The sequence below is a fragment of the Actinoalloteichus hoggarensis genome, assembly GCF_002234535.1.
GTDB lineage: Bacteria > Actinomycetota > Actinomycetes > Mycobacteriales > Pseudonocardiaceae > Actinoalloteichus_A > Actinoalloteichus_A hoggarensis.
On the sequence record NZ_CP022521.1, the window covers coordinates 1,160,183 to 1,174,071 of the forward strand.

14 protein-coding genes are annotated in these 13,889 nt (G+C 71.7%); 8 read left to right on the forward strand and 6 right to left on the reverse strand.

Annotation, left to right across the window (positions count from 1 at the left end; genetic code table 11):
* Window positions 1–13: 13 nt before the first annotated feature.
* From AHOG_RS05275 to AHOG_RS05295, 5 genes are read right to left on the reverse strand one after another with little or no spacing between them, the layout of a single operon-like run.
* The gene (locus AHOG_RS05275; protein ID WP_093940345.1) at window positions 14–919 is read right to left on the reverse strand and encodes a citryl-CoA lyase; all 906 of its coding nucleotides are present in this window, start codon (window positions 917–919) and stop codon (window positions 14–16) included.
* A complete protein-coding gene (locus tag AHOG_RS05280; protein WP_093940346.1) occupies window positions 916–2,196 on the reverse strand; it encodes a CaiB/BaiF CoA transferase family protein in 1,281 nt (426 codons plus the stop codon). The genes AHOG_RS05275 and AHOG_RS05280 overlap by 4 nt, the downstream gene beginning before the upstream one ends.
* The gene (locus AHOG_RS05285; RefSeq protein ID WP_093940347.1) at window positions 2,193–3,704 is read right to left on the reverse strand and encodes a tripartite tricarboxylate transporter permease; all 1,512 of its coding nucleotides are present in this window, start codon (window positions 3,702–3,704) and stop codon (window positions 2,193–2,195) included. The genes AHOG_RS05280 and AHOG_RS05285 overlap by 4 nt, the downstream gene beginning before the upstream one ends.
* Window positions 3,704–4,282 carry a tripartite tricarboxylate transporter TctB family protein gene (locus tag AHOG_RS05290; protein ID WP_093940348.1) on the reverse strand — a complete coding sequence of 193 codons (579 nt, stop codon included), beginning with the start codon at window positions 4,280–4,282 and terminating at the stop codon, window positions 3,704–3,706. The genes AHOG_RS05285 and AHOG_RS05290 overlap by 1 nt, the downstream gene beginning before the upstream one ends.
* A complete protein-coding gene (locus tag AHOG_RS05295) occupies window positions 4,279–5,265 on the reverse strand; it encodes a Bug family tripartite tricarboxylate transporter substrate binding protein (protein WP_093944177.1) in 987 nt (328 codons plus the stop codon). The genes AHOG_RS05290 and AHOG_RS05295 overlap by 4 nt, the downstream gene beginning before the upstream one ends.
* 130 nt (window positions 5,266–5,395) lie before the next feature.
* Between AHOG_RS05295 and AHOG_RS05300 the strand changes: the two genes are divergently transcribed.
* From AHOG_RS05300 to AHOG_RS05330, 6 genes are all read left to right on the forward strand, one after another.
* Window positions 5,396–6,202, forward strand: a complete 807-nt coding sequence (locus tag AHOG_RS05300) for an IclR family transcriptional regulator (protein ID WP_093940349.1) — start codon at window positions 5,396–5,398, stop codon at window positions 6,200–6,202.
* 103 nt (window positions 6,203–6,305) lie between these two features.
* A complete protein-coding gene (locus tag AHOG_RS05305) occupies window positions 6,306–6,896 on the forward strand; it encodes an RraA family protein (RefSeq protein WP_245856574.1) in 591 nt (196 codons plus the stop codon).
* The gene (locus AHOG_RS05310) at window positions 6,889–7,800 is read left to right on the forward strand and encodes an NAD(P)-dependent oxidoreductase (RefSeq protein ID WP_245856575.1); all 912 of its coding nucleotides are present in this window, start codon (window positions 6,889–6,891) and stop codon (window positions 7,798–7,800) included. Before AHOG_RS05305 ends, AHOG_RS05310 begins: the two co-directional genes overlap by 8 nt.
* A 612-nt stretch (window positions 7,801–8,412) precedes the next feature.
* Window positions 8,413–9,123: a YbaB/EbfC family nucleoid-associated protein gene (locus AHOG_RS05320; protein WP_157736650.1), complete on the forward strand. Its 711-nt coding sequence runs from the start codon at window positions 8,413–8,415 to the stop codon at window positions 9,121–9,123.
* Complete coding sequence (locus tag AHOG_RS05325; protein WP_157736651.1) at window positions 9,120–9,449, forward strand: WXG100 family type VII secretion target; 330 nt, start codon at window positions 9,120–9,122, stop codon at window positions 9,447–9,449. Before AHOG_RS05320 ends, AHOG_RS05325 begins: the two co-directional genes overlap by 4 nt.
* Before the next feature lie 16 nt (window positions 9,450–9,465).
* On the forward strand, window positions 9,466–10,563 hold the full coding sequence (locus AHOG_RS05330; protein WP_157736652.1) for a WXG100 family type VII secretion target: 1,098 nt from the start codon (window positions 9,466–9,468) through the stop codon (window positions 10,561–10,563).
* Window positions 10,564–10,699: 136 nt separating this feature from the next.
* On the opposite strand, the gene AHOG_RS05335 is transcribed toward AHOG_RS05330, so the two are convergent.
* Window positions 10,700–12,169 carry a hypothetical protein gene (locus AHOG_RS05335; protein ID WP_093940354.1) on the reverse strand — a complete coding sequence of 490 codons (1,470 nt, stop codon included), beginning with the start codon at window positions 12,167–12,169 and terminating at the stop codon, window positions 10,700–10,702.
* Between the two features lie 205 nt (window positions 12,170–12,374).
* Between AHOG_RS05335 and AHOG_RS05340 the strand changes: the two genes are divergently transcribed.
* The gene (locus AHOG_RS05340; protein WP_157736653.1) at window positions 12,375–12,950 is read left to right on the forward strand and encodes a TetR/AcrR family transcriptional regulator; all 576 of its coding nucleotides are present in this window, start codon (window positions 12,375–12,377) and stop codon (window positions 12,948–12,950) included.
* Between the two features lie 388 nt (window positions 12,951–13,338).
* Window positions 13,339–13,686: a hypothetical protein gene (locus tag AHOG_RS05345; protein WP_093940356.1), complete on the forward strand. Its 348-nt coding sequence runs from the start codon at window positions 13,339–13,341 to the stop codon at window positions 13,684–13,686.
* The last annotated feature ends 203 nt before the right edge of the window (window positions 13,687–13,889 follow it).

Consider the following 13,889-nt stretch of genomic DNA (forward strand, 5'->3'; position numbering starts at 1 on the left):
GGCGTCGGTCCGTTCAGGACTCCGGGTACTCGCGGGTCGGCTCGCCGGTGTAGTCGGCGAGCAGCGGGGGCGGCAGCGGGCCCTTGACCCGGCGTCCGGTGCCGGTCTCCTCCCAGGCATGCGCCAGGATGCCGACCGAGCGGGCCAGCACGAAGAACCCGCGCGCCAGCTCGGGTTCGACGCCGAGTTCGGCGTAGACGACGGCCGTGACGCCGTCGATGTTCATCGGCGGCCTGCGCCTCCCGGTCGCCAGCGCCTTCTCGACGGCGATCCCGGCCCGCAGGTACTCGCCGCCCAGGTCCCCGGCCGTCACGGCCTCCTCGACCAGGCCGAGGAGCACGTCTCGGCGGGGATCACGCGGGTGGAAGCGATGGCCGAAACCGGGGACGTAGGCCTTCCGGGCCCGATGGTCCGCGACGACCTCGGCGGCGACCTCGTCCACGTCGCGCCCGGTCTCCGTCGCGGTGGCGGCGATGCCGTGCAGCATCGCGACGCACTGCTGACCCGCGCCGCCGTGGGTGTCGCCGAGCACGTTGACGCCGTTGGCGATGGCCGAGTTGATCCCCACGCCGCAGGTCACGGCCATCCGCGCGCTCGCGATCGAGGGAGCCTGCGGCCCGTGGTCGACGCTGGCGACCAGCGCCGCCTGCAACAGCCGGGACTGCGCGGACGTGGGCAGCACCCCCTTGGTCAGCAGCCAGATGGTGCTCACGAAGTCGAGCCTGCCGATGAGCTGTTCGATCGGGTAGCCGCGCAGCTCGATCTCGCCGGGGGCGATGCGGGTGACGGCGGTCGACCACCACGCGGTGGTCTCCGCGACGCCGGTGGTCTGGGTCCCTGCCGGGCTGACCGCGGAGCGCTCGGCGGCGGCCCCGCCTGCACCGCCGGTGCCCGTTTCTCCGGTGGTGGGCTCGGTCATACGGCGTCCTCCTCGTGCAGCCGGGCGATCTCGTCGGGGGAGTAGCCGAGCTCGCCGAGGACGTCCTCGGTGTGCTGGCCGAGGATCGGCGGCGGCAGCACGGGCCTGCTCGGACTGCCGTCGATGTGAATGCCGTGGCCGAGGACCCGCAGTGGCGACGCCGGCTCGCCCGCCTCCGCCTCCGACGCCGCCCCCGCCGCCGGGTCCGTGCCGGGGAACGGCAGCTCGTGGACGAGTTTCCGTGCCTTGATCTGCGGGCTCTCCAGCATCTCCGGCACGGTCAGCACGGCGGCGGCGGGCACGCCTGCCGTGCTGAGCTCCTCCTCCCAGTGCGCGGCGGACCGCGTGGTGAGGGCCGCCTCGAGTTCGGCGGTCAGCGCGGCCCGATGCGTCTTGCGTGCCTCCCGCTCGGCGAAGCGCGGATCGGTCGCCAGTTCGGGGCGGCCGACGATGCGACACAGCAGCTCGAACTGCTGCTGCTTGTTGGCGGCGATGTTGAGTTCGCCGTCGGCGGTGCGGAAGGTGCCGGAGGGGGCGGCCGTGCCGTTGTCGTTGCCCAGCGGCCGGGCCAGGTGATCGGCGATCAGGTGGTTGGAGGTCACCCAGCCCATGGCGGTGACCGCGGTCTCCAGCATGGAGACGTCGATCATGCAGCCGGTGCCGGTGCGCTCCCGTCCCAGCAGCGCGGAGGAGATCGCGAAGGCCGCCGCCAGCCCGCCGAGCGTGTCGGCGATGGGATAGCCGGCGCGCAACGGGGCGGTGTCGGCGGTCCCGGTCACGCTCATCATCCCGGAGACGCCCTGGATGATCTGGTCGTAGGCGGGCTTGCCACGCAGCGGACCGGTCTGGCCGAAGCCGGAGATCGCGCAGTAGACCAGGCGCGGGTTGATCCGCTTCAGCTCCGCCCAGCCGAAGCCCAGCCGCTCCAGCACACCCGGCCGGAAGTTCTCGCACAGCACGTCCGCGCTCGCGACGAGTCTGCGCAGCACCTCCCGGCCGGACTCGGACTTGAGGTTCAGCGTGATCGAACGCTTCTGCGCGTTCTGCGCCAGGAAGGAGGCGCCGAGCTCCCGGCGGTTCAGCTCCGCCGAGGCGCCCAGTTTGCGGGCGAGATCGCCGCCCTCGGGAATCTCGACCTTGACCACGTCCGCGCCGAGCAGCGCCAGCTGGTAGCAGGCGTACGGCCCGGCGAGGACGTTGGTCAGGTCGAGGACCCGGACTCCGGCGAGCAGGCCGGAGCCTGCCGCGGGCGGAGTCCGGGACGGATCGTGGTTCATACCGATGCCTTCTCTTGGCGGCGACGCCGGAATCGTTGGACGAGCAGACCGACGACGACGAGCACGAGCACTCCGTACAGGGTCGCCGAGATCGGGCTGGCGATCAGCGCGGCGGGATCGCCCTCGCTGACGGCCATCGCCCGCCGATACTCGGTCTCGGCGAGCGGGCCGAGGATGACGGCGATGAGCACCGGCGCCACCGGCAGCCCGTACCGGCGCATGGCGAAGCCGAGCAAACCGATGGCCAGCACCAGCACGAGATCCAGGATCTTGCTGCTGGTCGCGTACACGCCGAGCATCGCGAACACCGTGATCCCGGCGTAGAGGTAATGCCGTGGCACCTTCAGCAGTTTCGCCCACAGCGGGGCGAACGGCAGGTTCAGGATGAGCAGCACGACCATGCCGATGAAGAAGCTCGCCAGCAGCGCCCACACCAGCTCGCTGGCCCGTTCGAACAGCAGCGGGCCCGGCTGGAGGCCGTACTGGCGGAACGCGGCGAGCAGGATCGCCGCCGTCGCCGACGTCGGCAGGCCCAGTGCCAGCAGCGCACCCATCGCGGTGCCCGCCGTCGCGTTGCCCGCGGCCTCCGGACCGGCGACGCCCTGGATCGCGCCCCTGCCGAACATGGGCTTGCTTCGCCGGGAGTCCAGTTTCCGCTCGGTGCCGTAGGAGAGGAAGGTCGGCACCTCGGAGCCGCCGACGGGGATGATGCCGAACGGCACGCCGATCGCCGTGCCGCGGAACCAGGCGGGCAGCGCCAGCCGGAACTCACGCCGCGACAGCCAGAGCCGTCCTCGGGAGGGCAGCAGCCGGGTGTCCTCCTTGGTGCCGCGGCGGGCCGCGACGTTGAAGACCTCGCCGAGCGCGAGCAGGCCGACGGTGATCACGACGATGTCGATGCCGTCGAACAGCTCCGGCAGGCCGCCGGTGAAGCGGGCGGCTCCGGAGGCGCCGTCGATGCCCACCACGGAGATGGCGAGTCCGATGACGAGTGCGGACAGGCCTCGGACGACGGACTCGCTGACGACGGCCGAGATCGCGACGAACGCGAAGATCGCCAGCGCCAGGTATTCGGCGGGGCCGAAGAGGGTGGCCAGCCGGGCCAGTCCTGGCGCGAAGAAGACCACCAGGATCGAGGCGACGATGCCACCGATGAACGCGCCGATCGCCGAGGTCGCCAGGGCCTGGGAGGCACGCCCGCTCTTGGCCATCCGATGGCCCTCGATCGACCCGGCGATCGCGGTGCTGTTGCCGGGCGTGTTCATCAGGATGCCCGAGATCGAGTCGCCGAAGAGACCGCCGAAGAGCACGCCGGCGAACATGATGAACGCGCCGATCGGGTCGAGCGAGAACGTGACCGGCAGCAGGAGTGCCACCGCCATGGCCGAGCCGAGGCCGGGCAGCACGCCGACGGCGGTGCCCAGGACGGCGCCGATGAACACCCAGAGCATGTTCATCGGGGTGAGCACGGTGAGGAAGCCCTCACCGAGGTTGACCAGTGACTCCATCAGAGGACTCCCGCCAGGATGCCGGGGGGCAGGTTGAGACCGAGGCCCGCGGAGAAGGCGAGCTGGACGATCGAGGAGATCGCCAGCGACAGGAAGACGTCGAACACCACGCGCCTGCTGCCCAGCGCGCGGGAGATGCCCCAGAACAGCAGTGCGCCGGAGAGCAGCCAGCCCAGCGGATTCAGGACGGCGATGAAGACGACGACGGTCGCGACGGCACCCGCCAGGGCACGGTGATTGCTCCGCACCCTGGTCGGCTCCTCCTCCGCCGCGGGCTCCTCGGCGTCCTCGTCGGCGTGCACGGCGTGCGCGACAGGGGGGACCTCGCCGTCCCGCGTCGGCGCGGACACCTTCGCGGGCTCGGGATTGCGCAGGACGTCGACCGTGAGCAGGACGGCGAACACCACGCAGGCGATGGCGATGATCACCGGGAACAGTCGCGGTCCCGGCGAGGCGGTGTTGGCGGGGACGTCCATGGTGACCGTTCCGACGCCGAGCACGACGCCGATGATCAGCAGCAGCAGCGGGATGATCAGCCCGGTGCGGCGGCGCAGGAACTCGGTGGCGGTTCGGTTCACAGTCCCAGCTCCTCGATGATCGCATCGACTCTGGCCTGGTCTTCGCGGATGAACTCGGTGAAGTCGTCACCCGTGAGGAGGCTGTCCTCCCACTTGTTCCGGACGAGCGCGTCGGCCCACTCCGGGGTCGCGGTGGCCTCTTCGACGACCGCGATCAGCTCGGCGCGCTGTTCGTCGGTGATGCCGGGCGGCGCGACCAGGCCGCGCCAGTTGGGCAGCGCGACGTCGATGCCCTGCTCGATGAACGTCGGGGTGTCGATGCCGTCGACGGGCTCCTCGGCCGACACGCCGAGCGCCCTGACGTTGCCCGCCTCGATCTGGTCGCGGAAGTCGTTGTAGCCGGAGACACCGATCTCGACGGTGTTCGACAGCAGGGCCGTGAGCACCTCGCCGCCGCCCGCGTAGGAGACGTAGTTGACCTGCTCCGGATCGACGCCTGCCTCGCGGGCGATGAGACCGGTCAGCAGGTGGTCGGTGCCGCCGAGGCCGCCGCCGCCGACGGCGTGGCCGGGGGTGTCCTCGCGCCACACCTGGAGGAAGTCCTCCAACGTCTCGTACGGCGAGTCGGCCGGGACGACGATCACCTCGTAGTCCTCGGCGAGGCGGGCGATCGGCGTCGTGTCCAGCAGGTCGACCGCGGACCCGTTGACGTTGATGGCGCCTTCCATCACGGTGCCCGTCATCATCAGCTGCGTCGGGTCGGCGCCGAGTTCGACGAACTGCCCGAGGCCGATGGTCCCTCCCGCGCCGGGCACGTTGAAGACCTGCACGTTGTTGACGACGGCACCGCCGCGCAATGCCTGTTGGAACTCGCGGGAGGCGAGGTCCCAGCCACCGCCGGGAGCCGCGGGCGCCATGACCCGGAGGTTCGATCTCGGCGTCGCGCCGGTGGTCGACTGACTCGCGTCGACGGCGGCGAACCCGGTCAGCACGAGCGTGCCGACCACCCCGAGGACCGAGAGAACCTGTCGTCTGCTCGGCATGATCACTCCCTTGTGACCTGGGTAGAACACTCGATGTCCACCTGACGGACACTTATGACCGCCTGATGGTATAGTTGCCCTCGGTCGGGTGCAAACATCTCGTGTCTCGACGATGAGGAGGGGCCGCCGCATGAGGTCCGGTGGAGCCGATACGCCGGAGGGCGACGGGGGCGGCATCCGCGCCGTCAGCCGGGCGTTCCGCGTCCTGGGCGCGTTCTCCGTCGACCGGATGTCGCTCGGCGTCGCCGAGATCGTCCGCTCGACCGGACTGCCCAGGACGACCGTGCTCCGGCTGATCGAGACGCTCCAGGCCGAAGGTCTGCTGGAGTTCGGCGCCGACGGACAGGTCCGGGTCGGCACCCGCATGATCGGCCTGGCCGCCTTCGCCGAGGCCGCCTGGACGCTGCCCGCGGCGAGCCTCGCCCGGATGCGCGAGCTGGCCGCCGCGACCGGCGAGACGGTGAGCCTCTACGTGCGCCGCGGCCTGCGCAGAGTGGTCGTCGGCCAGGCGCCCAGCCCGAACATGCTGCGGCATGTCGTGCAGACCGGTGACGAACTGCCGATGTGGGGCGGCTCGGCGGCGTTCGTGCTGCTCGGACTGGAGGCGCCGGACGACCGCGAGGAGCTGATCCAGCGGGTGGCGCGGCTCCCGGAGTCGCGCAGCGACGCCGACGCGATCCGGCGCAGCGTCGACCAGGCCGTCGCGGACGGCTGGTACATCTCCCACGGACAGCGCGAGCCGGGAAACACCGGACTCGCCGTCCCGATGCTTCCCGATCCGAATGCCGACGGCGGCGTACCCGTCCGCCCGGCGGTGCTCGCCCTCGGCGGCCCCACCATCCGATTCACCGAGGACAGGATCCCCGGCTTCGTCGCCGCCGTGCGTGCCTGCGCCGACGACATCGCCCGCACCGGACTGCCGCCCGCCCTGCACTGACGACCGCCGCAGGGCCGAGGGCCGCCGAGGATCGTGGCGGGGCAGGCCGCGCCCGACCGGATCGACGTCGACTCGCCGCGGCCGTACGACGACAAGGAGAATCGTGAACTCGATCAACGCTTATCCGTCCCCGGCCGACCTCCCGGTCGCCACCCTGTCCGACGCCATGGAGCGCTTCGGCGTCGCGGACGGCATCCGGCCGCTGTGGCCCGGCGCGACGCTGTCCGGCCCGGCCTTCACAGTGTGGACCCGGCCCGGCGACAACAAGGGCCTGCACGCGGCCTTCGAGACCATCCGCCGCGGCGAGATCCTCATCGTCAACGGCGGCGGCGACGAGACGCGGGCGTTGATCGGCGAACTCGTCGTACAGAAGGCGCGGGCCCTGGAGATCGGGGGCATCGTCCTGGACGGCGCTGCCCGCGACGTCACCGAACTCGCCCAACTCGGCGTGCCGGTCTTCGCCCGAGCGGTCACCCCGGCAGGCCCGTGGAAGACCGGGCCCTACCGGATCGGCGGGACCATCGCGGTCGGCGGCGTTCCGGTGCACCCCGGCGACTGGGTGGTCGGCGACGACGACGGCGTCGCGATCGTGCCCGAGGAACAGCGTGCCGAGGTCGTCCGGATCGCCAGGGAGCTGATCGAGGGCGAGGCGCGGCGCCGCGCCGCGAACCAGGGACTCGTGCCCCGTGACTGAGACCCCGTTGATCTGGATTCCGCGCCCCGTCCACGGGGACGCGCTGACGCTGCTCCGCGAGCACGCCGACGTCCGGCTGGGCTACGGCGACGAGGCCGTGACCTTCGAGGAGATCGCGGACCGCGTCGTCGGCATCCTCCTGCGCACGGCCCGCGTCGACGGCGAGATGATGCGCCGCGCACCCGCCCTGTCCATCGTCGCCCGACACGGCGTCGGACTGGACACGGTCGACCTCGTGACGGCGGGCGAGCGGGGGATCACGGTCACCACCACGCCCACGGCCAACACCCGCTCCGTCGCCGAGCACACGATCGCGCTGCTGCTCGCCGTGCGGCGCGGCATCGGGATCGCCGTGCGCGGCGACGGCGACGTCCGGGCCGCCGTGCAGGGGCGCGAACTGGCGGACTCGACGCTGGGGCTGGTCGGTTTCGGTCGCATCGCGTCGACCGTCGCCCGCATCGCCCGCCACGGGTTCGGCATGCGAGTGCTGGCCTTCGACCCGATGCGCTCGGCGGACGACATCGTCGCCGACGGCGCCGAGCCCGCGACCCTGAACCGGCTCCTGGCCGCCTCGGACGCCGTGAGCCTGCACGTGCCGCTCACCCCGGAGACCCACCGGCTGATCGGCCTCGACGAGCTGCTGACCATGCCGAAGGGCGGGGTGGTCGTCAACACCTCGCGCGGCGGCATCCTCGACGAGGACGCCCTGCTCACCGCCCTGCGGCGGGGGCATCTGGCGGGTGCCGGGCTCGACGTCACGGTGGTCGAGCCGCTGCCCGCCGATCACCCGCTGCGGCAGGAGCACTCGGTGATCATCACGCCGCACGTCGGCGCGCAGACGGCCGAGGCGATGCGGCGGATGGCCGTCGACGCCGCGAATCGGATCATCGAACACCTCGCGTGATCGCCGGACACCGCTCCTGATCGCCGCCGCCCGTCGGGCTCATCGGGCCGGCGGCGGCAGCGGTTCGTCGTGGTCCCGCCCTCGTCGCCGTCCGTCGGCCGTCGATCGTCGATCGCGTGTCGCTCGACCATCGTCGGACAGGAACCGGCCGGACGGATGATCGAGACGGCTGCCGCGCGGGTCGGCGAGGTCGAGGCCCGCCCGGCGGTGCGGCCGACAGCGGCGTGTACACGGCGATCTGCGACGCGGGCCCGACGCGCCGGCGCGGCACGCCCGCCCGACGTGTCCGCTCGACGTGCCTGCGTGACCCGCCGGCCTGCGTGATGTGCCAGACCGGCGCCCCCGCGCGATGCGCCCGCCCGGCGCGCCTGTCCGATGTGACCGGCCTCCCGTGGATGACGGTCGGTCGGCCCGCAGTCCCGCGCACGTCGGCGGACTAGCCTGGAGCCCGGTATGCAGGCCTGACCTGCGGCCGGACCTCGTGATGGGCGACCGTCCGATCGGGCGGGCGCCCGAGGTCGTCGACCGTCGTCCTCGGGTGCGGTCCGGCAGAGCGCATCGGACGTCATCAGTCGCCACGCGGGCGTCCCTCGACGATTCCTGGTGGTGTGGATGTCTAGTCCGTCGGAGCGACGGGCCGAGCTGGAAGGCCGGCTGTCGACGCTCAAGGAACAGGCCGCCGTCCTGACCGAACAGCTGGCGGGCCAGACGGAGGCCTTGCAGGCCGCGCAGGAGCAGGCCGCGCAGGCGCGAGGGACGGCGACCTCGCCGGACGGGCTCGTCACCATCGCGGTCGACGCCGCGGGCGGGATCGCGGAGCTGCGGCTGGCGCCGACCGCCTTCTCCCGCAGCACCCCCGAGCGGCTCGCCCGGTCCATCTCGGACACCTTCGCCGCCGCGAAGGCCGGGGCACAGGCCCAGGTCAGCGGGGCGTTCGGCAGCCTCGCGCAGGCGCCCATGGTGGATCTGCCGGACGTGGTGGCGGGCATGCCCTCGCTGCGCGGCCTCTTCGAGACGGCGACGCGACCGCTGCGACCCGCCGAGGACGTGCCCGGTCGGGACGGGTTCACACCACAGGGCAGGCCGGGACAGCCGGGCGGATTCCCGCACCCCGCGCCGCCGCACGTCGCCGCGCCGGGTTTCGCGCCGCCGCAGCCGCCGCATGTCCCGCCCGGCAGGCCCGCCCCGCCGCCGGGACACGGGACCCACCCCGGTCGACCGCGGCCGACCGGCGAACCACCACGGCAGGCGCCGCGCCGCAGGCCCGACGACGACGAGCCCGACGACGAGGGCGGCTCCATCTTCCAGAAGGGGAACTGGTGAGCGACGGATACCGGGCGGACACGACGGCACTGCGATCGGCCTCCCCGCAGTTCTCCTCGGCCGCCGACCAGCTCCGCGAGGCGTTGGAGCGTCTGGACGGGAGTCTGTCGGCCGCCTCGGGGGCGTGGGGCGGCGACGAGTCGGGCACGGCGTTCGGCACCGCCTACCAGCCCGCGGCGGCGGAGGGCACGGCCGCCTTCACCACGTTCGCCGAAGGCCTCGACGGCATCCGGGAGAGCCTGGACGCCGCCGCGCAGCAGTGGGATGCCGACGACCTCGCCGCCGAACAGGCCTTCAGCCGTCAGGCCGAGGGCCTGGGCTACTGACCCGGAGGAGCCGGTCATGGGAATGGAACTACCCGCGTCGTTGCAGTGGGTGGCCTCGGTCGCGCTCGGCGCCGACTGGCCGCAGAGCGACGAGGACAAGCTTCGGGAGATGGGGGCGGCCTGGTCCGCGGCGGGCACCGACGTGGCCTCGGTGCTGGAGAACGCGGGGGCCGCGGCCTCCTCCGCCGCAGGCACGATGCAGGGCGAGACCGCCGAGCAGTTCCAGGCCTACTGGGACGAGTTCGCCGAGCACCTCGGCAAGCTCGCCGAACTGTCGGAGCAGCTCTCCACCGGCTGTGACGAGATGGCGTTGGAGGTCGAGCACGCCAAGATCAGTATCTATGTGGCGCTGGCCGCCCTGGCCATCCAGATCATCGCGCTGCTCGCGGCGGCGGCGGCGAGCTTCGGGACCGCGTCGGCGGGCATCCCGGTCGCCCAGCTCGCCACGCAGTTCACCATCCGGCAGATCCTCATCAAGCTGTTGCAGAACATCCTGCTCAGCGTCGCCACCAACCTGGTCACCGACTACGGCATCCAGGCGTTCCAGATGGCCAGGGGGGACCGCTCCACGTTCGACAACGGCAACCTCGGCAACCACGTCGTCAACGGCGTCGTCGCGGGCATCGGCCAGACCGCGGGCGGCGCCGTCTCGGGCTTCATCCCCTCGGGCGCGAGCCGGAGCTTCGGCGGCGCGGCGTTGCAGGGCGCGGCATCCGGAGCCGCGGGCGGGGTGGTCGGCGGCACCGTCGACTTCGTCGGCCAGGGCGTGACACAGGGCCAGTGGGACTACCGCAACATCGTCGGCGGCGCCCTCACCGGCAGCATCGGCGGAGCCCAGGACGGCATGGCGGGACGCACCGACGCGCTCTCGGCGTCGACCCGAGGCGAGGGCGGCTACAGCACGCCCGCCAACAACCGCTCGCACGCGCGGGAGGTCCTGGAGAACGGTCTCGACTGGCGGGTGGGCAACCACACCCCGGAGGGCTTCCAGAGCCCCTACGGCAGCCGGGTCCGCGAGGACGTCGGCGACATCGGCGGCGTCGCCGTCGACCAGGCGGGCAGGCAGAAGCCGCAGAACGACGACGTGGAGAACTCGCTGCCGTCGCCCGGCTGACCGGCGACTCCGGCGACCCGCGACCCGGCGACTCCGCTGACCCGGCGTCGGACACCGTGCAGGCGTCCGACGCCGGTCGGCGCGGCTGCGCCACGACGGCGAGGGCGACACCCCCAGTGGCCGCCCTCGCCACGGCTCAGCTCGCGTGGGTGAACACCGCGGTGGCATGCGGGCCGAGGATGATCCCCTCACCCGCGACCGCCTCCGACACCGGCGGATTCGCCCCGGTGTTCACGTCGACGTAGGACAGCGTCCCGGTCGCCCCGCCGAGGTCCAGCGACACCTCGTGCGCGCCCTTGTTGATGATCAGCACCCTGCGCTCGCCGTTCTCGGTGATGACGGCCTGCACGAACACCCGTGCGTCGATGAACTGCGGGTAGCCGGCCCTGGCCTGGACGTGGGTGTCGCCGGGACCGAAGTGGTCGATCAGCAGCTTGGTGACCTGGTAGCGCGCGTTGGGCTCGCCGGTGTCCCAGTCGACCAGCGTGACGCCGGGGATCATGCTCGGGTAGTCCATGAACTCGGCGATTCCGACGAGGTCGACGCCCAGCTCCACGCAACGCGCCCACAGGTAGGCGTGCACGGACCCGCTGAGCGCCCAGTACCAGTCGGGGATCTGCGGGTTCGGGTTCATCAGGTCGGCGAGGTAGGTGCCGATCTCGTTGAGGAACGTCTTGGTGTTCGGGGACAGCCGCCTGCGGATCGAGTCGATGAATCGGACCTGGTCGAGGAAGGCGTCGGTCTGGGCGAAGAAGGTGGTCGTCCAGGTCTCCTCGCCCGCGTTGCCCTCGGGGGAGAACGGATTGATGATCTCCGGCGTGGCGTAGAAGTGGTATGAGAAGGCGTCGAGCGGGATGCCGGGCTTGTGGTTCGCCGGGTCCAGGAAGTACCAGAAGTACTCCGGGTCGTGGTGCACGTGGCTCAGTGAGAGGCCGACGAAGCGCATCTCGGGGTCCAGCGGCCGCAGCCGCTCGACGACGGCGTCGTAGAGACGGGTGTAGGTCTCCGGCGAGAGCTTGAGGTTCCAGTCCGGCTCGCAGAGCACCTCCCAGTAGGCGAACCGGTAGGAGTGGCCGGACTCGTGGCGGACGCCGTTCTCGTCGGTGAATCCGCCCGCGATGTACCAGCTGGCGATGCGGAAGAAGTAGTCGGCGACCTCGGCCAGCGTCTCGTCTCGGAGACCGCTCGGGTTCTCGTACTCCCAGTGGATGACGTCGGGGTCGTTCGTGTGCTCGGAGGGCTTCGTGAGCATCCAGCCGGGAATGGTCGCGAAGTCCGCGACGATCGGCCTGCCCTCGCTCGCCGTGACGACGTCCTCGACGAAGGGGTCGAGCCTGCTGAAGTCCCACGACGTGCCCGATGCGGTGGGCGCCTCCAGCGCGGGCACCGACAGCGTGGGGTGGGTGAACCAGGGCAGGAAGCGCACGTAGTCGGCGCCGAGGTCGCGGAGGGCCTCGAAGGCCCGGTCGTGGATCTTCGAATCGCGGGTCAACGTCGGTGCGGACCAGATGTGGGTGGTGAGCACGGTCTTCGACACGGAGGTCGGGTTGGTCCAGTCCGCCTCCACCAGGGGAGTCGGCGCGACGGACGTGTCGGGGCTGGTCATGGCTGTTGAAGTCCTTCTCGGTCGGTTCGGTCGGGATGCCGAGGGCTGCTCGGCGGCGCACCCCGTGGGCGGGCTGCCGTCCTCACTGCCGGTTGATCGGCGATCTGGGACGAAGCATACACACGTCTTATACGTCTGTACAACACGTATGTGTAAGACGGCGGTGTAACACGAGTGTATGACTACTGGCGGTACCATGCTCGGCATGGGACAGCGAGACGACCTCTTGGCCGGTGCGCGGCAATGCCTGATCGAGAAGGGCTACGCCCACACGACCGCGCGGGACATCGTCGCCGTGACCGGGGCGAACCTCGCCTCCATCGGCTACCACTTCGGCACCAAGGACGCACTGCTCAACGCCGCCGTCATCGCGGCGCTCGACGAGTGGGGGACGTCCATCGAGGACGCCGCCGCGTTCCTGCCCGACACCACGCCGAGGGAGCGGCTCGCAGCCTTCCTGGACGGACTGCTGGCGACCGCGTCGGAGCAGCGGGCGATGATGGTGGCGAGCACGCAGGCCGCCGCCCAGGCCGAGTTCGCCGTAGAGGTACGGGAACAGCTCGCCAAGACCTTCACCACGATCCGTCGCGAGCTGGCCGCCATGGTGCTGGGTATGGCGGCGGAGGACGTGACGCGCGAGCAGGCCCGCACGGTCGGCTCCCTGACCGTGACGATGATCAACGGTGTCATGTCGCAATGGCTGGTCGACGCCGAGTCGGCCCCGACGGCCGCCGAACTGATCGAGGCGATGCGCATCCTCACCGGAGCATCATCGGACTGACCTCGCGTCGGTCGGCTCGCGCGGACCGAGGCACGGCAGGCCCCCGGCGGCGGGGTCTGCGGCGACTCCGGCGCGGGCTCGGCCCGCCCGCACCCCCGTCGGGCCTCGCTCGCCTGCCTGCCTCCGCGCCGTGCACCGGGCGCGTGCCCCGGCAGGCTCGCCCTCGCGGACCGACTCCTGCGGACACCCGCGGCGACGTGGCGAGTGGCCACGGCCGACGTCGGCACACCGCAGGCGCGCCGTCCCTGAGCTCGATGCCGCCCCGAGGCGGACGTCGGAGCCTGAGTCGGTCGACGCTGTCGGTCGCCCTCGTCACCTTCTCTCCCCATCGAGCCCGAGGTCGGTCGCCGATCACCGGCGGCCGCCACCATCTGGGGGAGCAGCACTGATGAACGTCGCGTCGACCACGAGCAGCACCGGGCCCGGCGTCCTGCTGGACGAGGACGACCTCGTCCTTCCTGAGGAGCTGCGCGAGGAGGTGCTACCGCGCCGAGGCGGAGTGACGGGCAGGCCGATCACCGTCGCCGAAGACGCCGTGGAGATCATCGAGCGTCACGAGCGCGAGATCCGGGACGTGATGGAGAAGATGCGGGGCGACGAGGCCTTGAGCGACGCGGGCCGGGTCTTCCTCCTCGGGAGGAAGACCCCCTTGGGTGCTGCCGTCGTCGCCACCGTCGACGCACAGGAGACACATCACGATCGCGGGAACTCGACCTGTTCGCCGCCGTCTGGCTGACACGAGAGGGACCCGCCTTCGCCGCCGAGGCCGTCGCCGAGCTCGCGCGAGTGCACGACCACAAGAGCCACAGTCGCACGCGCTACGACTACCTTCGGTTTCGCACCGACGACGACGGGGACTGGGGCATCGGAGTCGACGAGAAGACCGCCCGGCGGCTGCGGGCCCTCCTTGCCGTCGCCGACTACCAGGCGGCCGTCGGG